This is a genomic window from Bacillus cereus group sp. Bce041, from assembly GCF_052646455.1.
The window spans coordinates 520,181-539,098 of sequence record NZ_JBQXON010000002.1 but is presented as its reverse complement, the minus strand read 5'-3'; the positions used below and the strand labels follow the sequence as shown (position 1 = coordinate 539,098).

The window sequence follows — 18,918 nt, the reverse complement described above, 5'->3', positions numbered from 1 at the left end:
AGAAAGGATTCGAACCTTATATGAATATTATGCCGGGGGTGACGAAATGTTATTTTTTCTGAAGAAATGGAATGAATTAAAAGATGTGAAATCTGAATTGGCACTTCGTGATTGGTTTTATGGTACCAAAATTAGCTTATCGCTATGTACGTCAAAAGAGCCGTTAACATTTTTAGTAAATGTTGAGGGAAGAGATAAAGGGCTATTTTCGGAAGAAGATTTTATTGTCGTAAATTGCATGTGCGAGTCAGTATTTGAAAATGAAGAAAAACCAGCTGCAGAGTCATTTATGCATGCGGATATTTATAAAAAAAGTAGTGCAGGATGTATTTTACAAGTGCAGACTGTAGATAGTCATTTAATATCAGAGTTATATGGGGAAGAAGGAGAAGTAACGTTCGATAAACGCAGTGTGGAGCGTGTTTTCGGAAAAGAAGGTATAACAGAAATGACAATTCCAATTGTAGAAGATGAAAAAAAATTCGCTGATTTATTAGAAAGCAATGTTCCGAATTTTATTGAAGGTGGAGGAGTAGTTCTTGTTCATAATTACGGCATGATTGTGTGGGGAAAAACGCCAGAAGAAGCGAAAAAATGGCTAGAGGGTATAGAATATTTAATGAACTATCATGTAAAGTTATTAATGATTAAGGGTGCAAGGAGCTCTGTTATATAAAAATGGATGTGATATGGCTACAAGTTAATAAACAAATGAAAGCGTTTTAAAAATAATTTCACTCATAAAATATAGGTCTCCTTATTATATATAGATTACATGTTGACATGTAAGGAGGAACATATTTTGCGAGTTAAATATCATTTTCTGCCAAAGCAGCAAGTAACATTTTGCAAGATAAATGATTCTGGTGAAGAGGCACTGCAAATGATGAACGAAACGGGATTTCGAGCCATCCCGGTATTAGCAGAAGATGAGAAGAAATTCACGGGGATTATTTATAAAGTAGATTTATTAGAAAAAAAATGCAATAGCGGATTAGAGCATGTAAGTGCAGGGGATATGCTTGATGATTCCAATGCATTTATTTTTGAAAAGGATTCATTCTTCAGAGCTTTTTATGTAATTCGTCGGCTTCCGTTTTTAGCTGTGCTAAATGATTATAATGAATTTGTCGGTATGTTAACGCATTCGAATATATTTGATGTTATTGAAGATTCATTTGGTATGCGAACAGGTGGTTATATATTAACAATTGCAACACAAGATTGTAAGGGAACGATTAAAGAGCTTGGGACATTGTTAAAAGCATATAATATCGGTGGCCTATTTACGCTAGATAACGGTGATCAATATATCCGCCGCGTTATTGTAAATATATCAGATGAGTTAGATGAAACAAGATTAAAGCAATTAATCCGAAAAATAGAGAAAAAAGGATTCAGAGTGAGTCATGTAGATTATATTTAAGTTAAAAAAAGTACCTATCTGTTATATATAGATAGGTACTTTTTTGTCCCGCCATTTGTGGGCAGTAAAATCCGCGCCTCAAAATTCAGCGTAAGCAAAGAAGTTAAGTGGGGGGCGGACTGCCAGTAAAAGCCCAATTGGTGAGGGCTGATTAAAGTTTCACTTTATGTGAGTAATCAACTTTATTTTGAAACAGGAGGCGGGGATAATGCTAGATCAGATAAGAAAATAAAGTCTGCATGCTCACGAATTTTAGGGATAGAAGTTTCAATAACGCGTGATGTAATTTCACCTGGAGGGCCCACATGCCCGATAGCTACCATAATAGGTTTTTCTTGAATTTTTTTGATGAGTAATTGGGCTTGTTTTGAAATATGTCCTGCTGTATACACATCATCAAAAAATAGTTGGTTTTCAACAATAGGAACTCCTAATTCTTTTCCGATTTTTGGGACGACACTATTAGGATTCGTTTTACTATCTAAGTAAAATAAACCGTGTTTTTTACAAGCAGCAAGTATAAGGCGAACAATTCTTTCATCCGCTGTTACTTTTGACCCCATATGATTGTTCATTCCAATTGCATGCGGTACTTCTTGGATCGCTTGTTCAAGTCGGTTGTTTATTTCTTCATCGCTTAAATCAGTTGTAATTGCTTTCGGCCCAAGCCATTCTTTTTTACCTTTTATAGGTTCCATTGGCATATGTATAATAACTTCATGGCCTTTCTTATGGGCAGCTATTGCATCTTCTTTTGTGGAAGGAAGAAAAGGCATAACAGCAACAGTGAGTGGAATGGGAAGTGATAACATTTGATTAGTCCCCTTCATATTATTTCCGAAATCATCAATGACAATAGCAACTTTATTCGTATGAGCATTTGCTTGAATAGGAAATAAGAAGGACGGTAAAAACAAAACAATGATGAATAATGCAATCGTATATTTTCGCATATAAATATTTCCTTTCTATTGTTATCCCGCTATTTGTGGGTAGTAAAACTCCCACCTCAACATTGGGCTGGATAGGTGGGAGACCCACTGCCTATAAACGCCCGATTGGTGAATGCTAATAATCAGTGGGGGCTGAACAAAAAACACTGATTAAAGTTTCACTTTATCAATCATCATTATGTTTTGCTTTTTTATATAAATTAAACAAAAAATGTCGAAGAAAAGTAGATGGAAAATTAAGAATCCCCGGTTTACGTAGAATTTATAAAAAAACAAGATGAAAAAAATGTCTATTATTGCGAATGTATTTACAAAGATAGAATAATTTGTAATAATTCTCAAAGTGAGGGTAAAGATTTGTAAATTACAGGGAGAAAATGTTAAATTTTCTGATTCTTCAAATTTGCATATGATTAAGTAGTTAAAAAAGTCAATGGAGAAGTGAAGTTAAGAGCATGGAAGTATAATAAGGGGGATATGGATGTTTACTGTAAAAAGGAAGTACACATTAGAAAAGCTTTCACGTGATATTCATATGAAACGTGAAGAAATGATTCAACTAGGATTAACAAGTGGGCTAAATAGTAGGGAGACAATTCAAGTTAGTCAAGAATTGGACAAGCTTATTTTACAATATCAATGTTATAAAGAAAAACAAACACCGAAATGGTTTTCAATTATAAAAATACCTATTTTCCAAATCGGGTATGAAGGAAAATCAAATAATTTTTGGCGAATGCTTGTGGCTGGTTTTATGAAATAAGTATAATTACCCTTATAGGATAAGGATAATTATACTATGTGTAACGGAATTTCGATATGAACTGTTGTTCCTTCGTTTTCTGTACTGTCAATAAAAATATGCCCATTATACATCTCTACAATTCGTTTACATATGACAAGTCCAAGACCTGTTCCAGTATCTTTATTAGTAAAGAACGGATGAAAGAGGTGTTTTTGAATATGTTGCGGAATCCCTTTTCCAGTATCTATAATCTGCAATTGTGCGTGTGTTTCATTGTTTTTTACTACAATGGTTAGTGTATCACTAGAAGTCATGGCCTCAATTGCATTTTTTGTAATGTTTAAAACCACTTGTTTCATATGGTCTTTCGAACAACGGATATGAACAGGATGGTCTGGCAAATGTAAATGGAATACAATGTTATGTAAATTCGCCTCAGATTGAATAATTAATGCTACCTCATTTAGAATTGTTCTTACATCATACGTTTGTTCGATGATGGCGGTTGGCTTTCCGAGAATAAGAAATTCACTTACAATTTCATTGATTCGCTCTATTTCTTGTTCAATTACGGAAAAGTAGAACTGATCTTGCTCATCTTTATATTTCTCTTTTAATAGAGCGACGAGCCCTTTAATTCCAGTAAGAGGATTACGGATTTCGTGTGCTGTACTCGCTGCAAAAGTTCCAACTAATTCAATTTTCTGTAGTTCATTTTGTTGTCTTTCAAGTTTTGTTTGCCGTTTTAACAAAATATATTGAGCAAGTAAAAATAAAATAGACATTAAAAATAAAGTAGCTATACACTCTATTGTAACCCACTGGTATAAGGTTTTTTGATGAATAGGTAATGGAGAAACAGAGACCTTCCAATTTAATCTTTGGAGTGGGGTAGTAAGCATATTAGAATGCGTATCACTTGTGTCGTTATTATCATCGGTTAGAAAAACTACATCATGTTTATCAGTTACCTCAAAATGGTATTGTGGTTTAATGGCATTTAAAGAAGATGAAATGTAATCAAAGCGTAAACTAGCTAATAATAATCCTGAGAGCTCCTTCTGTTTATTAAATATGGGGGCAGCAATTATAATAGCTTTATGTCCAAGAACGCGATCAGTAATGACTGATGATACAGTGGTTTTTTTAGTTTGGAGCGCGTCTTGAATATATTTACGGTCTGAAACATCTATAGGCTTTGATTCATCTTCAGATGCGATTGTAATGACTCCTTCTGGTGTAGCGTAATATAGACCAGAAAAGCGTGCATCGTTTCCATCTGTATCATGTACAATTTGTTTAATGCCATTTATATTACCAGTCTCGGTGCCTACAACTTTTGCAAGCATGTCTAAAGCAGAAATTGCTTCACCAAGATGATGATCCAAATAATCTCTATATAAAAAGAGAACTGTATGAGCAGATAATTTGTTTTCCTGTTTCATTTTATATGTATGATACGAATAAAATGTAGCACCAATCCCTATTGTCGGTAGGATAACAAGCAATATATATACAATTATGCTTTGGAATTTGACTTTCAAATGTGGTACTCCTTCTTTTTTTATTATCATTATATATAAACTATGTTAAAATTGTCATGTTTTTATTCAAGAATGATTCTTAATATATTAGGGGAGAGGAAATGGATGAGTGAATGCTCATTCGGAATTCACATGAAGTATGAAGTGGCATTTTCTTTTTATTGCTGAGAATTTAAGTGAAGGGTTGAAAGTTGTATGACATCAAATAATGAACGAGAAGATATTTCTCAATCTTTAAAAGTATTTATTGCATTATCTCGTGTACATCGTTCTGTTATGGATACTACAAATAAATCTATACAAAGTAACGGATTAAATCCAACTGAATTTGCTGTATTAGAACTGCTATATCATAAAGGCGGTCAACCACTTCAGCAAATTGGTGAGCGTATTTTAATAGCTAGTGGCAGCATTACATATGTTGTAGATAAGCTGGAGAAAAAGGGATTAGTAAAGAGAATTCCATGTCCGAATGACAGACGTGTTATTTACGCGCAATTAACTGAGTCTGGCGAGAACTTTATTGCTTCTATTTTTCCGGGGCATGAGAAAGTTATACATCAGTCTTTTGAAATGTTAACGAAAGATGAAAAAGATGAATTACTTGATTTATTAAAAAAAATTGGGAAGTATGAAAAATAATATGTTCCAAAGGAGCTTTGGATAAATAAATCCAAGGCTTTTTTTATTTGTAATGAACTCAGGGCAGTCACTGCCGAAATTTGTTGAAAATTAAGAGGGAATTCAAGAATACGTATTGAATTATAATAAAGGTATGTAATGGAGAGGAGGCTCGTTCATGTCATTTAAAGACTATGAATATAAACGCCCAAATATTGAAGAGTTAAAAGAGAAATTTACTGTTGCTTTAGAGAAGTTTGATAACGCAAAAACTGTAGAAGAACAAAAACAAGTCATTCATTCAATTAATGAGATTCGCAACGATTTTGGTACAATGGGAAACCTTTGTTACATTCGCCATTCTGTTGATACGACGGATACTTTTTATAAGGAGGAGCAGGATTTCTTTGATGAATTCTCTCCAGTTGTACAAGGATATGGTACAAAATATTATAAGGCACTCATTAATTCTCCATTTCGTGAAGAATTAGAGGCGTATTATGGAAAACAATTATTTGCTCTAGCAGAATGTGATTTAAAAACATATTCAGATGAAGTCGTGAAAGATTTACAATTAGAAAATAAATTATCATCGCAATATACACAGTTATTAGCATCTGCAAAAATTGACTTTGCTGGAGAAGAAAGAACGTTATCGCAACTGATTCCGTTTATGCAAGGAAAAGAAAGAAGCGAACGTAAAGCAGCAAGTGAAGCATACTACGGATTTTTAGCTGGAAATGAGGAAGAACTAGATCGTATTTATGATGAGCTTGTTAAAGTGAGAACGAAAATCGCAAAATCTTTAGGTTTCAAAAACTTTGTTGAACTTGGATATGCAAGAATGTACCGTACAGATTATAATGCGGAGATGGTGGCTAATTACCGTCAGCAAGTGCTAGATTATATCGTTCCCGTTACAACGGAATTAAGAAAGCGACAACAAGCACGTATCGGTGTAGAGAAGTTAGCTTATTACGACGAAAACTTTGAGTTTGCTACAGGTAACCCAACTCCAAAAGGAGATGCGGATTGGATTGTTGATCATGGAAAGACAATGTATAAAGAGTTATCGGCTGAAACAGATGAATTTTTCAATTTCATGCTAGATAATGATTTATTAGATTTAGTTGCGAAAAAAGGAAAAGCTGGTGGCGGATATTGTACATATATTGAGAATTATAAAGCGCCATTTATTTTCTCAAACTTCAATGGAACATCTGGTGACATTGATGTATTAACACATGAAGCAGGTCATGCCTTCCAAGTATATGAAAGTCGTAAATTTGAAATTCCAGAATATAATTGGCCAACATATGAGGCGTGTGAAATCCACTCTATGAGTATGGAATTCTTTACATGGCCATGGATGAAGCTATTCTTTGAAGAAGATGCAGATAAATATTACTTCTCTCACTTAAGTTCAGCACTTCTGTTTTTACCTTATGGTGTATCTGTTGATGAATATCAACATTATGTATATGAAAATCCTGAAGCATCACCTGAAGAGCGTAAGACAGCATGGCGTAACATAGAGAAGAAATATTTACCACATCGTGATTATGAGGAGAATGATTATTTAGAGCGCGGTGGTTTTTGGCAACGTCAAGGGCATATTTATAGCTCACCGTTCTATTATATTGATTACACGCTTGCTCAAATTTGTGCGCTACAATTTTGGAAACGTGCAAGAGATAATAGACAAGAGGCGTGGGAAGATTATGTGAATCTGTGCCAACAAGGTGGAAGTAAATCGTTCTTAGAATTAGTAGAGGTTGCAAATTTAACATCACCATTTGCTGAAGGCTGTGTGAAAAGTGTTATTACAGAAATTGAAGCATGGTTACATGCGATTGACGACACAAAATTGTAAAAAACATGCGCTTTTTTCACATGTTTAACATCGACATAATGGGAAAATGATGAGATAATAAAAGAAAATTCAGAATACTGAAGGGGTGTTTCTAATAAGGAGCACCTCTTTTCACCAACAAAAGGGGGGAACAAGTATGCTTCAATCTAATATGGATGTAAGTTTAGAAAGTTTAGTAAACTCATTACAGGCTACTCGAAGCACGCTATTATCAGAAATTGAAATGTTAAATGACACAGAAGTGAATGTAAAGCCACGCCGTGATAAATGGAGTATTATTCAAATTTTACACCACTTGCATTTAGTTGAACAATCTGTCACGTCTGCCCTTGTATATGCTTTACAAAAAAATGAAAGAAACATGACTCCATTTAAAGACCTCCAACTTACGCTTGATCGCACACATAAACGAGAAGCTCCTCAGCAAATGCAACCAACAGAAACTTTAATGAAAAAACAGCAAGGAATTCAATTACTAGAACATTCACGCCAAGAACTATTACACGCGCTTCATAGTGTTATAGATGAAAAAGATTTATTTGAAAATGGATTAAAGCATCCTGTTTTTAATGATCTGAATTTGTATCAATGGGTTCAATTTCTTGATTTGCATGAACAAAGACATCTTACGCAGTTAAAAGAGGCGAAACATGCAATTTTGCAACGCTAAAGTGGAAGAAGTGGGAAACCACTTCTTTTTTGATACGTGCATAGTTTTCTTTCTTATTTTGGAATACTACATGGAGAAAGAAAAGAAGGAGTTGAAAAAACATGTCTAAGAAGAAGCGAGAAGAAGAGCGCGCCTGGAAAGCACGTAAAGAAAATCAACAACCGCACGGAAAAGTGAAAGCTTTTGCTGAATTAGTTGAAGGAACAGAAAAAACGTGATGAGTATTTCATCACGTTTTTTGTATGAGTGGAAAAGTTAATAAAAAGGTTGTACCGATTCCTTTTTCACTTATAATATCAATTTTTCCATTCATAGCTTGAACAACACTGAATACGACCATCATTCCAAGTCCAGTACCTTTTTCTTTCGTTGAATAAAAGGGCGAACCAAGACGTTTTACTTGTTCTGAATCCATACCGACTCCTGTATCTTTTATATATAACTGAATATGCTTATGATCAGGAACTAATGTGAAATAAAGATCACCGCCTTTTGGCATAGCCTCAATGCAATTTTTTAAAATATTTAATAAACATTGATTTAGTTTTTGCTTTTCTCCAGCGATAAAAAAAGAAGTGCTTTGCTTTATATAATGAGTACGTACATTTGTTAAATTAGCAAGCGGTGTAATTAACGACAATGCATGTAGTAATTCTTCTTCTAACTGTAATGTTTGTTCTTTTTCAATGCTTGGTTTAGCAAAGGTTAAATAATCTGTAAGAACATGATTTGCTTGTTCGATGCCATTAATGGCAATGTCGATATATAATTTTCGTTCCTGCTCAGTGCATGTATCTGATTGTAACAGTTGTAAAAAACCTTTCGTTGAAGTTAATGGATTGCGAATTTCATGAGAGATAGACGCTGCCATTTCACCAATTAAATGAAACTTTTCAGCATTTATAAGTTCGTTTTGGAGACGAACTTGAGTTTGTAATATGTGTAGTAAATATAAAATTAGAATCGTACCAAGCATTGAACATAATTCATACACAATAATATGCGGTATATAATCAGTCTTATTTGTAACCTTTGAAAGGAAGAAGGGTATCCAACTAAATCCGTATGTGAGACTGTAGATAATAGCAAGTGTTATTTTTATACGATTAGAAGTTCGATTGAAAAATTTATATGTTAATAATAGAACAATAAATAGAAGAACAGAACCGATAAGAGATGGGAAAACACCTATCCCACCTAATAATAAGCGATATATGTTTAATACAACTAAGATAGAACCACCAGCAATAGGCCCTCCCGTTAATGTACCGACAATTAATACAATATGGCGCATATCAAATTGAAAACCATTATTTGTTTTTGCTGCAAATGTAATACAGAGTACGGTAGCAAGGCAACAGAGTACAATGAATATAGCTGAATTTAATTTAGGAGAGCGTTTCCCTTTTTGATTCCAAAATAAATGATATACGAGCATTGTAATCAGGATGAATAATATATTTAAAAAGAGATAAATAATAAAGGGTTTCAGTGGGATGCCTCCTCTCTTCTTATATTAAATTAATCATACTATAAAATGAAAGAAATGAAATAATAAATAGCTGAAAAATCAGAAATTTTTACGCTAGTATACAATATGTTACAATAAGCTGTGTCAATGAAAGAAGAAATTCCGTGCACCGCGCGGGAGAGGTTCGCGAACTCCCTCTATAAAAAACTATGGAAACAACAATATCCTTAGGTATTGTTTTGTTTTTTTTATTGTGACAGTTCAAGAACGTTCTTTCTTCTTATTTATAGTAGAGAAGGAGAATGAGTGAAATGAAAAAAGAAAAAGCAGTTGTTGTTTTTAGTGGAGGACAAGATAGTACGACATGTTTATTTTGGGCAATAGAGCAGTTTGCAGAGGTAGAAGCTGTAACGTTTAATTACAATCAACGTCATAAGCTAGAAATTGATTGTGCAGCGGAAATTGCAAAAGAACTAGGAATAAAGCATACGGTACTAGATATGAGTCTATTAAATCAACTTGCTCCAAATGCTTTAACGAGAACGGATATGGAGATTACACATGAAGAAGGTGAATTGCCATCGACATTTGTAGATGGACGAAATTTACTCTTCTTATCATTTGCTGCTGTATTAGCAAAACAAGTTGGAGCACGTCATATTGTAACGGGTGTATGTGAAACTGATTTCAGTGGTTATCCAGACTGCCGTGACGTGTTTGTGAAATCGTTAAATGTTACTTTAAATTTATCTATGGATTACCCGTTTGTCATTCACACGCCACTTATGTGGATTGATAAGGCTGAAACATGGAAATTATCAGATGAACTTGGAGCATTTGAGTTTGTTCGAGAAAAAACATTAACATGTTATAACGGAATCATTGGTGATGGTTGCGGTGAATGTCCAGCATGTCAACTTCGTAAAGCAGGATTAGATACGTACCTACAAGAACGCGAAGGAGCGAACAACTAATGGATAACTTTTTTGGATTTCGCATCGTAGAGAATTTGCAAAAAATGGACAAGGATATTCAGCGTAAACAACTCAAATACCATAATAAAAGAGTAATGGTCAGCAAGGAATTTACATTTGATGCAGCACACCATTTACACTGTTATGAAGGGAAATGTAAAAACTTACATGGTCACACATATAAAGTTGTATTTGGAATTAGTGGATATGTAAATGAAATAGGTCTTGCAATTGACTTTGGAGATATAAAAGAAATTTGGAAGAATGAAATAGAAATTTATCTAGATCATCGTTATTTAAACGAAACGTTACCTGCAATGAATACGACTGCTGAAAATATGGTCGTTTGGATTTATGAAAAGATGGCAGAAGCACTAACAAAAGAGAATCGAGTGAACGAATATAAAGGAGCTCGCGTTGAATTTGTTCGTCTATTTGAGACGCCGACTAGTTATGCGGAAGTAAGACGGGAGTGGATGCTTGATGAGTAAAATCCCTGTCTTAGAAATATTCGGTCCGACTATTCAAGGTGAAGGAATGGTTGTAGGGCAAAAGACAATGTTTATCCGTACAGCTGGTTGTGATTATAGCTGTGCTTGGTGTGATTCTGCTTTTACGTGGGATGGATCAGCTAAAGATCAAATTAGACAGATGACACCAGAAGATATTTGGGATGAGCTTGTTGCAATTGGAGGAGAAAATTTTTCTCATGTTACGATTTCAGGTGGAAATCCGGCATTACTGAAAAATATTGAGTTTCTTCTTTCTATATTAAAAGAAAATGGAATGCGAACGGCAATTGAAACGCAAGGGAGTAAATGGCAAGATTGGTTACTTCAAATTGATGAGATAACAATTTCTCCAAAACCACCAAGTTCAACGATGAAAACAGATTTTCAGAGGTTAGATGCTATTATTCAGAAACTAGCAGGAAAAGATATTAGTTTAAAAGTAGTAGTATTCGATGATCATGATTTTGAATATGCAGTTAAGATGCACGAACGTTATCCAAAGGTACCATTTTTCTTACAAGTAGGAAACGATGATACAAAAACAGTGGATGATGCGATGCTTATAAAAAAATTATTAGATAAGTATGAATGGCTGATTGATAAAGCTGTAAATTGTAAAGAGATGAATGATGCAAAAGTATTGCCTCAGCTTCATGCGTTAGTATGGGGAAATAAGCGCGGCGTATAACGAGAAGGGATGTTTAAAATGACAGGAAGATTAGATGAAGATTTAAAAGATGTAACATTACTAGGGAATCAAAATACAAAATATTTATTTGAATATAGCCCAGAAATATTAGAGGTATTTGATAATAATCATCCAAACCGTGATTATTTTGTAAAATTCAATTGTCCTGAATTTACAAGTTTATGCCCGAAAACAGGACAACCAGATTTTGCAACAATTTATATTAGCTATATTCCAGAGCAAAAAATGGTAGAGAGTAAATCTTTAAAGTTGTATTTATTTAGTTTCCGCAATCATGGTGATTTCCATGAAGATTGCATGAACGTTATTATGAACGATTTAATTAAATTAATGGATCCACGTTATATTGAGGTATGGGGGAAATTCACACCACGTGGTGGTATTTCAATTGATCCATACTGCAACTACGGGCGCCCAGGGACGAAGTATGAACAAATGGCTGATTACCGCATGATGAACCACGATCTATATCCGGAAACAATTGATAATCGTTAATAGAAAGAAAGGGCCTGTATAGTATACAGGCCCTTTCTTTCTATTATATTATGCATTTTGATTAATGACAGTATAGTTTTTATGACTTACAACTGTAAGAGGTTCCATATCTAGTTCTCTAAAATTCTTCATAATTGTTATATCAACAATAACAGAGTTTTGATTTACTTTTTGAACACGGCCTTGCATTCCACCTTTAAATTCGATGATATCTCCAGTTTCTGCGATCTGCATAAGCAACTCTCCTTGTTACAGTTTTCCCAAAAAAAGAATAAATTTGGGTTTTTTTATTTCCTCCTATTTTGAACCATATTTCCTACTTTGTAAATGTTTCCAAAGTAAAAATTCGAAAAATATTCACTTTTTGTAAGAAAATATGTAGAAAATCCATGTTTTTTGAAAAAAATAGCAAAAATGCGAGAATCTTTATATCGAGGTATAATGAAAAAGTAGAATAACCTGCTGAAGTGGGAGAAATTAGAGGCGGTAAAATGATGTTTGAATTTGTGGGGAGTGTTATAGCTTTAATTTTATTTTTATTTTCTTATATGCATTTAAAAAAGATTCGTCAATATGATACGAGTACATATTTTGATGGGATGGATGGTATCCATGCTTCGATAACACATGATAATGGTGGGGAGATGTAAAGGTATATAACTTTATTTTCTTGCGTGGTATGATGTTTAGAACTAGTGCATAATAGAGTTCATAAGTGATGAATGGAGAGTGAAAAGAATGAAGATTTCTTTTATTCGTCATGGTCGCTTAGATTGTACTATAGAACCAATGACGGTTACATCCTTTCATGAATGGATAAAAGGATATGACTTACATACTATAACAGAAAAACAACCTATACCATTGGAAACAAGAGAAGCGGTTGAAGTAGCGAAATTGATTGTAACGAGTGATCAAAAGTGTGCTGTACAGTCAGCAGCTGAATTAATGGATTCTTTATGTTTTATACAAAATTCTCTTTTTAGGGAAGTGGCAGTTCCGGCGAGCTTTTATGCGCCAAAATGGTTGAAGTGTAAACTTAACGTATGGATGTGTATTGGACGAGCATTATGGATACTTGGTTACCATAAAAATGTTGAATCTTATAAGGAAGTAAGAGAGAGGGCAAGGCAAGCAGCTTACGTATTACATCGTTATGCTCTCGTACATGGAAGTATTGCTCTTGTAGGTCATAATTATTTTAATTCGATGATTGGAACGGAGCTGAGGGCAATGGGATGGTCTGGTTCGCCTATTTTGCATAGAAAGCCATGGGGATGTACAACATATACGTTTCACGAGGCGATGGATGGAAATATATTAAATACGAATTTAACATAAAAGCACACGATTTATATAAATCGTGTGCTTTCTTTTTAAGATACAGAAATTTTGACGTTTAATGGTTTTACGAGATGAGCATAAGGTTCGCCTACTAGCATAACAATTTCATCTTTTTTATAACCTAACTTTTCGTATAGTGAATAGGCGCGTGTGTTTTCTAAATTAACAAGTAAAGCGATTTTTTCATGCCCTTTTTCAGTTGCATAGATTTCGGCAGCTTCAATTAATTTAGAACCGATACCTTTTCCGCCGTGTGCACTTGAAACTGATAGTGTATCAATGTAATACTCATCAAGCTCAGCTTCTTTTTCTAACGTAATTGATTCATCTTTATGTAATTCTCTTAAGTGATGTACAATTGGTGCGTCAAGCTGTGTTGCTTCACTACCGTGATAAGCGACAATAACTCCAACTGCACTCTCGTCTTGTTCATAGACAAAACAGTTTTCGTAGCTCAGACGGTTATTTTCTTTTGAGAACCATGTCTCAAGTCCTAGTAATACTTCTGCTTCATCTGTGCTACCTGTGATTTTTTCAGCAATTTCATGCAGAGCATTATACAATAAAGGAGCTATTGCCATTGCATCTGTCTTTTTTGCTTTCCGAATCATAGTATCCCTCCTAGTTCTATTTGTATATTGTAGCATAGTGGTATGGAACTTTGCATAATTGAATGCCGAAATGTTTGATATAGAGAAGTAGCTATGTTAGTATATGATATTTAGTGGACATATAGTAAAACGATATTGTTTGCGAAATAACGAAAATAAAATCATGGCATAACAACGAGATAAAGTGAAACGTTAATCAGTAAGATTTTTTGTTCATTCCACGACTGATTAGTAGTCAACACCAATCGCACTACCTGCAAATAGCGGGATAAATTTACAGTTGTTGACCTAAAGAATATACGATAAAATAAAATATTGCAGAGAGGTGAAATACATGGATAAAGAATTAGCAAATACAATTTTAGATCAGCTAAAAAATGGTGAAATAAAGGAGTATGTTGTTACGAAAGATGTATTTTATACGTTCAGAGAAGTTGTTGTAAATAGAGAAGACTTTAAGCATTTCATTGGTAACGCACAGCGAGGCGGGCAAGTGATTTATACATATTCAGAAACGCCACGTTCATAAAGGGGAATTTTGATCAGCAGGGCATCTCTCACTGATTAGTAGCCTTTCACCAATCGGACGTTTAATGCGGGATAAATAAAAGATAAAGGAGAGGGGAATTATGGGCGATTTTAAACAAGGCATTTTACCACATTGGGATTATATGTGGAAAGATAGAGCCGGCAATCGATTTATGGGAATGGTTATGTATCCAGAGAAACGAAAATGTTCAGCAAAAATGCTTCAGAAAATAAAAAGAGCATATGAAGAAGCAGTAGAAATTAAAGTAACTGTACAAGTTCGACATACATATCAGTACGTAGAAGGAATGATTGTATACTTTGATGAAGAGGCTCCGGTATGTACAATGATTGATAAAGATGAAAATCCGCATCATATATTTGTAAAAGATATTTTGCGCATTGAGCACTCTGAATAAACTTTTCATAAATAAATTGAAGTTCCATAATAATAATCTTTTTCTATAATAGTTATCTTTTAGTATGTAACGAGAAACGAAAGTATATGTATAATATATTTAATAAGGTAAATTTGATAAATGTAATCGTTTTTTAGAGCAGATTATAGTTTCATATCTGTTCTTTTTTGCGTGATGCTGGAGAAATATATTTCTTCAGCATCTACCGTTTTATGACAAAATATATTGTTAACTTTTTTAAAAATAAGGTTAAATTCGTTGACAACTTTTTTGAAAAGCACTTTATTGACATGAGTTTTAGAATGTTGTTTCATAGTCATTGTATTGAAAAAAAACGGCTATCATGTCGAAAAGTAAAAGTTAAAAAAAGAAAGAATTTATACATATATCTTGTGTCTTATTTTGAAACGTAATACAATATATAGAGAAATCAAGAACAACATATAGAGAATATAGATTTGAGAGGGAGGGTCGGAAATGTTAGTTGCATATGATTCTATGACAGGAAACGTGAAGCGTTTCATTCACAAATTAAATATGCCGGCCGTTCAAATTGATGAAGATCTAGTAATAGATGAAGACTTTATTCTTATTACGTATACAACAGGTTTTGGCAATGTACCAGAACGTGTTTTAGACTTTTTAGAGCGCAATAATGAAAAATTAAAAGGCGTATCTGCAAGCGGCAATCGTAACTGGGGAGACATGTTCGGTGCAAGTGCTGACAAGATTTCTACTAAATATGAAGTGCCTATTGTATCAAAATTTGAGTTATCTGGAACAAATAACGATGTAGAATATTTTAAGGAAAGGGTGCGGGAGATTGCGACACATTGAACTGAATAATGAAATCACGCAAATGCAGGACGGTTTTTATCAGCTTCATAAAGATAAAGAGGCATTAGAAGTCTTTATGGAAGAAGCTAGAGAGAATACCGTTCCTTTTAATAGCGTGGCAGAGCGAATGGAGTATATGAAAGAACATGATTACTATTACAACGTTCTGGACGAGTATAGCTTGGAGGAAGTAGAGGAAGTATATAACATCGCTTATGGTGAAAACTTCGAGTTCCAATCTTATATGGCAGCATCTAAGTTCTACAAAGATTATGCGTTAAAAACGAATGATCAAAAACAATACTTAGAAAGCTATGAAGATCGTGTAGCAATTGTTTCATTATACTTAGGACGCGGTGATGTTTCGAAGGCAAGACAATTCGCAAGCATGATTGTAAAACAAAACTACCAACCAGCGACACCAACCTTTTTAAATGCGGGAAGAAGCAGAAGAGGAGAAATGGTGTCTTGTTTCTTGTTAGAGATGGACGATAGCTTAAATTCGATCGGCTTTAACATTAATACTGCGATGCAATTATCGAAAATCGGCGGGGGAGTAGCTTTAAACTTATCTAAGCTACGCGCACGCGGTGAGCAAATTAAAGGTATCGACAACGCTGCAAGTGGCGTAGTACCTGTTATGAAATTGCTTGAAGATTCGTTTTCATATGCGAATCAGCTTGGCCAACGAAAAGGTGCCGGTGCAGTATATTTAAACATTTTCCATTGGGATATTATTGAATTCCTTGATACAAAAAAAATAAATGCCGATGAGAAGAGCCGTATTCAGTCTCTATCAATCGGAATTATCGTTCCAAGTAAGTTCTTTGAGCTTGCTGAGAAAAACGAACCTTTCCATGTTTTCGCGCCTTATACGGTTTATAAAGAATATGGCAAGCATTTAGATGATATTGACATTGATGAAATGTACGATGAATTAATGAGCAATCCGAAAGTGAAGAAGAAGCCACTAGATATTAGTGCACGTGATATGCTTATTAAAATCGCTATGATTCAGCTTGAGTCTGGTTACCCATACTTAATGTTTAAATCAAATGCAAATAATCAACATCCATTGAAGGCTATTGGAACTGTGAAGATGTCGAACTTATGTACAGAAATCTTCCAGCTTCAAGAAACTTCAGAAATAAATGATTACGGTACAGATGACATTATCCGTCGTGATATTAACTGTAACTTAGGATCGTTAAATATCGTAAACGTAATGGAAAATAAAGAAATTCGTGAAGCAGTTCATGCGGGAATGGAAGCTTTAACAGCTGTTTCTGATATGACGATTATTCCGAATGCACCAACTGTGAAAAAAGCAAATGACGAGCTTCATTCAGTTGGACTTGGAGCAATGAACTTACACGGATATTTAGCAAAAAATAAAATCGCTTATGAAAGTTCAGAAGCGAAAGAATTCGCTCGTACATTCTTTATGATGTTAAATTACTACTCTATTGAGAAAAGTATGGAAATCGCTACAGAAAAAGGCGAGACATTTAAGGACTTCGATAAATCTGATTATGCGAATGGCACATACTTCGAAAAGTATGAAACGACAGATTACAGCCCAGTAACTGAAAAAGTTCAGCAACTATTTGAAGGAATTCATATTCCAACAAAAGAAGATTGGACAAGTTTAAAAGAGCAAGTGCAGAAGAATGGTTTATACAACTCATATCGTCTTGCCATTGCTCCAACACAATCAATCAGTTACGTTCAAAATGCAACTTCAAGCGTAATGCCGATCGTAAGTCAAATCGAATCAAGAACATATGCGAATGCGACAACATATTATCCAATGCCGTATTTATCAAAAGATACGTTCTGGTACTATAAATCTTCTTACGATATGAATCAGTTTAAATTAATTGATTTAATCGCAGAAATTCAAGAACATATTGACCAAGGAATTAGTACAATTCTTTACGTTAATAGTGATATTTCAACACGTGAATTAGCACGTTACTACATCTATGCACATAAAAAAGGCTTAAAGAGTCTGTATTATACGAGAACACGTAAATTAAGCGTGGAAGAGTGTGTGGCTTGTACCGTTTAATATAAAAAGTGAGACATGATGAGCAGGGTTTTCTGAACCCTGCTCATGCTTAGTTATCATATTTAGAGAAGGGGCGATTTAATGCGTGCGGTAAACTGGAACAAAAAAGAAGATGATTTTAGTTTAATGTTTTGGAAGCAAAACATCGCTCAGTTTTGGACAGAAGAAGAAATTGCGGTTTCGTCTGACAAAAATACTTGGGTGCAATTATCGAAAGAAGAGCAAATTGCTTATAAGCGTGTATTAGGTGGTTTAACACTTTTAGATACGAAACAAGGTGGCGAAGGAATGCCACTTGTACTGGTTCATCTTGAAAATTTACAAGCGAAAAGTGTATTAGCTTTCATGGGAGCTATGGAAGAAGTACATGCGAAAAGTTATAGTCACATTTTCACAACATTAGCTACAGAAGAAGAGATTGATGATATTTTTGACTGGGTAGACAATCATCCGTTACTTGAGAAAAAAGCTGGTATTATTACTAGTTACTATCGTCGTTTATTAAAGCCTGAAGTAACAAAAAAAGAGTTATACATGGCAATGGTAGCAAGTGTGTTCTTAGAAAGTTACTTATTCTATAGCGGATTCTTCTATCCACTTTACTTAGCTGGTCAAGGAAAACTAACAGCAAGTGGTGAGATTATCAACTTGATAATTCGTGATGAGTCAATTCACGGCGTATTCGTCGGTATTTTAGCACAACAAATCTTCGCAGAACTTTCTGCAGAAGAGCAACAAGAAGTGCAAAAAGAAACACAAGATTTATTAATGGAACTATATAAAATTGAAATGGCCTATACAGAAGAAATTTACACTTCTATCGGTCTTGTAGAAGATGTAAATCGTTTCGTTCGTTACAATGCGAATAAAGGGCTTATGAACTTAGGACTTGAGCCGAAGTTTGAAGAAGAAGAAATTAACCCAATCGTTTTAAATGGTTTACGTACAGATACGAAAAACCATGATTTCTTCTCTGTAAAAGGAAATGGTTACGTAAAAGCAACGAACGTTGAAAAGTTAGCTGACGATGACTTCGTGTTTAACTTTTAATATAGGATTATAAAGAAAAACTGTCTTATTCATTGATAAGACAGTTTTTCTTTATAATTTTGTTT

General features: G+C 34.2%; 23 protein-coding genes and 1 riboswitch. Of the genes, 18 read left to right on the top strand and 5 right to left on the bottom strand.

Annotated elements, in window-relative coordinates:
* The first annotated feature begins 46 nt into the window (after positions 1–46).
* Together ACUN13_RS08785 and cbpA are read left to right on the top strand one after the other, a co-directional pair.
* On the top strand, positions 47–676 hold the full coding sequence (locus tag ACUN13_RS08785) for a class II aldolase/adducin family protein (protein WP_000896006.1): 630 nt from the start codon (positions 47–49) through the stop codon (positions 674–676).
* A 126-nt stretch (positions 677–802) separates the two neighbouring features.
* Positions 803–1,426 carry a cyclic di-AMP binding protein CbpA gene (cbpA, locus tag ACUN13_RS08780; RefSeq protein WP_025687768.1) on the top strand — a complete coding sequence of 208 codons (624 nt, stop codon included), beginning with the start codon at positions 803–805 and terminating at the stop codon, positions 1,424–1,426.
* Positions 1,427–1,608: 182 nt separating this feature from the next.
* On the opposite strand, the gene ACUN13_RS08775 is transcribed toward cbpA, so the two are convergent.
* Complete coding sequence (locus tag ACUN13_RS08775; RefSeq protein WP_025687769.1) at positions 1,609–2,379, bottom strand: divergent polysaccharide deacetylase family protein; 771 nt, start codon at positions 2,377–2,379, stop codon at positions 1,609–1,611.
* Positions 2,380–2,860: 481 nt separating this feature from the next.
* On the opposite strand from ACUN13_RS08775, the gene ACUN13_RS08770 reads away from it, so the two are divergent.
* Positions 2,861–3,142: an aspartyl-phosphate phosphatase Spo0E family protein gene (locus tag ACUN13_RS08770; RefSeq protein WP_000495536.1), complete on the top strand. Its 282-nt coding sequence runs from the start codon at positions 2,861–2,863 to the stop codon at positions 3,140–3,142.
* 29 nt (positions 3,143–3,171) lie between these two features.
* On the opposite strand, the gene ACUN13_RS08765 is transcribed toward ACUN13_RS08770, so the two are convergent.
* Positions 3,172–4,668: a DUF3149 domain-containing protein gene (locus tag ACUN13_RS08765; RefSeq protein WP_025687770.1), complete on the bottom strand. Its 1,497-nt coding sequence runs from the start codon at positions 4,666–4,668 to the stop codon at positions 3,172–3,174.
* A gap of 195 nt (positions 4,669–4,863) precedes the next feature.
* On the opposite strand from ACUN13_RS08765, the gene ACUN13_RS08760 reads away from it, so the two are divergent.
* The 4 genes from ACUN13_RS08760 to ACUN13_RS08745 all read left to right on the top strand — a co-directional run bounded on the left by ACUN13_RS08760 (position 4,864) and on the right by ACUN13_RS08745 (position 8,050).
* Positions 4,864–5,310: a MarR family winged helix-turn-helix transcriptional regulator gene (locus ACUN13_RS08760; protein WP_000203336.1), complete on the top strand. Its 447-nt coding sequence runs from the start codon at positions 4,864–4,866 to the stop codon at positions 5,308–5,310.
* 157 nt (positions 5,311–5,467) lie between these two features.
* Positions 5,468–7,162, top strand: a complete 1,695-nt coding sequence (locus tag ACUN13_RS08755; RefSeq protein ID WP_000008577.1) for a M3 family oligoendopeptidase — start codon at positions 5,468–5,470, stop codon at positions 7,160–7,162.
* Between the two features lie 136 nt (positions 7,163–7,298).
* Positions 7,299–7,832, top strand: coding sequence for a DinB family protein (locus ACUN13_RS08750; protein ID WP_000941961.1), 534 nt, complete (start codon positions 7,299–7,301; stop codon positions 7,830–7,832).
* A 101-nt stretch (positions 7,833–7,933) separates the two neighbouring features.
* Positions 7,934–8,050, top strand: a complete 117-nt coding sequence (locus tag ACUN13_RS08745; RefSeq protein WP_000038355.1) for a DUF6254 family protein — start codon at positions 7,934–7,936, stop codon at positions 8,048–8,050.
* Positions 8,051–8,061: 11 nt separating this feature from the next.
* On the opposite strand, the gene kinB is transcribed toward ACUN13_RS08745, so the two are convergent.
* Complete coding sequence (gene kinB / locus ACUN13_RS08740; protein WP_000964151.1) at positions 8,062–9,270, bottom strand: sporulation sensor histidine kinase KinB; 1,209 nt, start codon at positions 9,268–9,270, stop codon at positions 8,062–8,064.
* 206 nt (positions 9,271–9,476) lie between these two features.
* Positions 9,477–9,520: riboswitch (PreQ1 riboswitch) on the top strand.
* A 94-nt stretch (positions 9,521–9,614) separates the two neighbouring features.
* Here kinB and queC point away from each other — a divergent pair.
* From queC to queF, 4 genes are read left to right on the top strand one after another with little or no spacing between them, the layout of a single operon-like run.
* Positions 9,615–10,277 (top strand): 7-cyano-7-deazaguanine synthase QueC, encoded by a 663-nt coding sequence (queC, locus tag ACUN13_RS08735; protein WP_000711595.1) that lies wholly within the window; start codon positions 9,615–9,617, stop codon positions 10,275–10,277.
* Positions 10,277–10,768, top strand: coding sequence for a 6-carboxytetrahydropterin synthase QueD (gene queD, locus ACUN13_RS08730; RefSeq protein ID WP_000368414.1), 492 nt, complete (start codon positions 10,277–10,279; stop codon positions 10,766–10,768). The genes queC and queD overlap by 1 nt, the downstream gene beginning before the upstream one ends.
* Complete coding sequence (gene queE, locus ACUN13_RS08725) at positions 10,761–11,477, top strand: 7-carboxy-7-deazaguanine synthase QueE (protein WP_000036294.1); 717 nt, start codon at positions 10,761–10,763, stop codon at positions 11,475–11,477. The genes queD and queE overlap by 8 nt, the downstream gene beginning before the upstream one ends.
* A gap of 18 nt (positions 11,478–11,495) precedes the next feature.
* Positions 11,496–11,993 carry a preQ(1) synthase gene (queF, locus tag ACUN13_RS08720; RefSeq protein ID WP_001986050.1) on the top strand — a complete coding sequence of 166 codons (498 nt, stop codon included), beginning with the start codon at positions 11,496–11,498 and terminating at the stop codon, positions 11,991–11,993.
* Positions 11,994–12,041: 48 nt separating this feature from the next.
* On the opposite strand, the gene ACUN13_RS08715 is transcribed toward queF, so the two are convergent.
* Positions 12,042–12,227 (bottom strand): YkvS family protein, encoded by a 186-nt coding sequence (locus tag ACUN13_RS08715; RefSeq protein WP_001165082.1) that lies wholly within the window; start codon positions 12,225–12,227, stop codon positions 12,042–12,044.
* A gap of 260 nt (positions 12,228–12,487) precedes the next feature.
* Here ACUN13_RS08715 and ACUN13_RS08710 point away from each other — a divergent pair, with 260 nt between their 5' ends.
* Both ACUN13_RS08710 and ACUN13_RS08705 read left to right on the top strand, forming a co-directional pair.
* On the top strand, positions 12,488–12,643 hold the full coding sequence (locus ACUN13_RS08710) for a hypothetical protein (RefSeq protein ID WP_000461431.1): 156 nt from the start codon (positions 12,488–12,490) through the stop codon (positions 12,641–12,643).
* Between the two features lie 88 nt (positions 12,644–12,731).
* Positions 12,732–13,334 (top strand): hypothetical protein, encoded by a 603-nt coding sequence (locus ACUN13_RS08705; RefSeq protein ID WP_000703102.1) that lies wholly within the window; start codon positions 12,732–12,734, stop codon positions 13,332–13,334.
* A gap of 35 nt (positions 13,335–13,369) precedes the next feature.
* Here ACUN13_RS08705 and ACUN13_RS08700 read toward each other — a convergent pair whose 3' ends face one another.
* On the bottom strand, positions 13,370–13,948 hold the full coding sequence (locus ACUN13_RS08700) for a GNAT family N-acetyltransferase (protein WP_000619542.1): 579 nt from the start codon (positions 13,946–13,948) through the stop codon (positions 13,370–13,372).
* 334 nt (positions 13,949–14,282) lie between these two features.
* Here ACUN13_RS08700 and ACUN13_RS08695 point away from each other — a divergent pair, with 334 nt between their 5' ends.
* The 5 genes from ACUN13_RS08695 (at position 14,283) to nrdF (ending at position 18,853) form a co-directional block, all read left to right on the top strand.
* Positions 14,283–14,477, top strand: a complete 195-nt coding sequence (locus ACUN13_RS08695) for a hypothetical protein (RefSeq protein WP_000356684.1) — start codon at positions 14,283–14,285, stop codon at positions 14,475–14,477.
* A 100-nt stretch (positions 14,478–14,577) separates the two neighbouring features.
* Positions 14,578–14,895, top strand: a complete 318-nt coding sequence (locus tag ACUN13_RS08690) for a hypothetical protein (RefSeq protein WP_000502205.1) — start codon at positions 14,578–14,580, stop codon at positions 14,893–14,895.
* A 477-nt stretch (positions 14,896–15,372) separates the two neighbouring features.
* On the top strand, positions 15,373–15,732 hold the full coding sequence (nrdI, locus tag ACUN13_RS08685) for a class Ib ribonucleoside-diphosphate reductase assembly flavoprotein NrdI (RefSeq protein WP_000959447.1): 360 nt from the start codon (positions 15,373–15,375) through the stop codon (positions 15,730–15,732).
* Entirely contained in the window at positions 15,719–17,803 is a 2,085-nt protein-coding gene (nrdE, locus tag ACUN13_RS08680) for a class 1b ribonucleoside-diphosphate reductase subunit alpha (protein ID WP_001215837.1), read from the top strand. Before nrdI ends, nrdE begins: the two co-directional genes overlap by 14 nt.
* A gap of 81 nt (positions 17,804–17,884) precedes the next feature.
* The gene (gene nrdF, locus ACUN13_RS08675) at positions 17,885–18,853 is read left to right on the top strand and encodes a class 1b ribonucleoside-diphosphate reductase subunit beta (protein ID WP_445423753.1); all 969 of its coding nucleotides are present in this window, start codon (positions 17,885–17,887) and stop codon (positions 18,851–18,853) included.
* Positions 18,854–18,918 lie beyond the last annotated feature (65 nt).

What these genes read in the sequence shown, in the direction of transcription:
- ACUN13_RS08785 (WP_000896006.1), top strand. Translation starts at nt 47, where the DNA reads ATGTTATTTTTTCTGAAGAAATGGAATGAATTAAAAGATGTGAAATCT.
- ACUN13_RS08700 (WP_000619542.1), bottom strand. Translation starts at nt 13,948, where the DNA reads ATGATTCGGAAAGCAAAAAAGACAGATGCAATGGCAATAGCTCCTTTA.
- queE (WP_000036294.1), top strand. Translation starts at nt 10,761, where the DNA reads ATGAGTAAAATCCCTGTCTTAGAAATATTCGGTCCGACTATTCAAGGT.
- queF (WP_001986050.1), top strand. Translation starts at nt 11,496, where the DNA reads ATGACAGGAAGATTAGATGAAGATTTAAAAGATGTAACATTACTAGGG.
- ACUN13_RS08705 (WP_000703102.1), top strand. Translation starts at nt 12,732, where the DNA reads ATGAAGATTTCTTTTATTCGTCATGGTCGCTTAGATTGTACTATAGAA.
- ACUN13_RS08775 (WP_025687769.1), bottom strand. Translation starts at nt 2,379, where the DNA reads ATGCGAAAATATACGATTGCATTATTCATCATTGTTTTGTTTTTACCG.
- ACUN13_RS08745 (WP_000038355.1), top strand. Translation starts at nt 7,934, where the DNA reads ATGTCTAAGAAGAAGCGAGAAGAAGAGCGCGCCTGGAAAGCACGTAAA.
- ACUN13_RS08750 (WP_000941961.1), top strand. Translation starts at nt 7,299, where the DNA reads ATGCTTCAATCTAATATGGATGTAAGTTTAGAAAGTTTAGTAAACTCA.
- nrdF (WP_445423753.1), top strand. Translation starts at nt 17,885, where the DNA reads ATGCGTGCGGTAAACTGGAACAAAAAAGAAGATGATTTTAGTTTAATG.
- queD (WP_000368414.1), top strand. Translation starts at nt 10,277, where the DNA reads ATGGATAACTTTTTTGGATTTCGCATCGTAGAGAATTTGCAAAAAATG.
- queC (WP_000711595.1), top strand. Translation starts at nt 9,615, where the DNA reads ATGAAAAAAGAAAAAGCAGTTGTTGTTTTTAGTGGAGGACAAGATAGT.
- nrdI (WP_000959447.1), top strand. Translation starts at nt 15,373, where the DNA reads ATGTTAGTTGCATATGATTCTATGACAGGAAACGTGAAGCGTTTCATT.
- ACUN13_RS08690 (WP_000502205.1), top strand. Translation starts at nt 14,578, where the DNA reads ATGGGCGATTTTAAACAAGGCATTTTACCACATTGGGATTATATGTGG.
- ACUN13_RS08695 (WP_000356684.1), top strand. Translation starts at nt 14,283, where the DNA reads ATGGATAAAGAATTAGCAAATACAATTTTAGATCAGCTAAAAAATGGT.
- ACUN13_RS08770 (WP_000495536.1), top strand. Translation starts at nt 2,861, where the DNA reads ATGTTTACTGTAAAAAGGAAGTACACATTAGAAAAGCTTTCACGTGAT.
- ACUN13_RS08710 (WP_000461431.1), top strand. Translation starts at nt 12,488, where the DNA reads ATGTTTGAATTTGTGGGGAGTGTTATAGCTTTAATTTTATTTTTATTT.
- ACUN13_RS08755 (WP_000008577.1), top strand. Translation starts at nt 5,468, where the DNA reads ATGTCATTTAAAGACTATGAATATAAACGCCCAAATATTGAAGAGTTA.
- ACUN13_RS08760 (WP_000203336.1), top strand. Translation starts at nt 4,864, where the DNA reads ATGACATCAAATAATGAACGAGAAGATATTTCTCAATCTTTAAAAGTA.
- ACUN13_RS08715 (WP_001165082.1), bottom strand. Translation starts at nt 12,227, where the DNA reads ATGCAGATCGCAGAAACTGGAGATATCATCGAATTTAAAGGTGGAATG.
- kinB (WP_000964151.1), bottom strand. Translation starts at nt 9,270, where the DNA reads ATGCTCGTATATCATTTATTTTGGAATCAAAAAGGGAAACGCTCTCCT.